This window comes from Campylobacter sp. 2457A, from assembly GCF_020135895.1.
In the GTDB taxonomy this organism is placed as follows: Bacteria; Campylobacterota; Campylobacteria; order Campylobacterales; family Campylobacteraceae; genus Campylobacter_D; species Campylobacter_D taeniopygiae.
Genome location: NZ_JACHTO010000089.1, coordinates 1 through 536, shown reverse-complemented (window position 1 = coordinate 536; position 536 = coordinate 1). Strand labels below are relative to the sequence as shown.

Here is a 536-nt window from a genome sequence, read left to right as displayed (position 1 = left end):
TACCTTTTTGCCGATTATTCTTTAATGCTTCTATTTGCTTTGCTCTATCGTTTTTTATCTTTATTTTTTGCCACTTTTTCCCATCATATCTAATCTTAGCAAGAGGACTAGCTTGTATTTTAGTTAAGGCTAGTTTAATCTTATTGCCCTTAGGTATAGAAAGCACAGGATAGCCTTTATTACTTACTCCTATTAAGCCCATTTGATAAACGGAATATTTATTATTGATTTTATGCTTTGAATAAGTATAAGGAAATACCAAAGCAACTTTAGTACAAGGCCCTCCAGCGACTGGAGGATTAAAACATCCACTTATACTAGCTCCTTGTATTTCATCGTGTAACATAACAGGAACATTATTATATTTTATTCTTTTAGCCTTTTTTGCTTTTAAATTGACTTTGCCTCCATGTAAACATAATAAAGTATTATCTTCCAATATAGGATGCAAACAGGATAAGTCAGGGAGTATGCTTATTTTTCTTGCTCTAGAAATATTTATTTTTCTTTTATTTTTAGCCATGAAAAGCCTTATG

General features: G+C 31.0%; 1 pseudogene. It reads right to left on the bottom strand.

Features of this window, described 5'->3' with window-relative positions:
- Positions 1-523 (bottom strand): annotated as a pseudogene (locus H2280_RS08460) (hypothetical protein); the annotation flags it as partial.
- Positions 524-536: the final 13 nt, after the last annotated feature.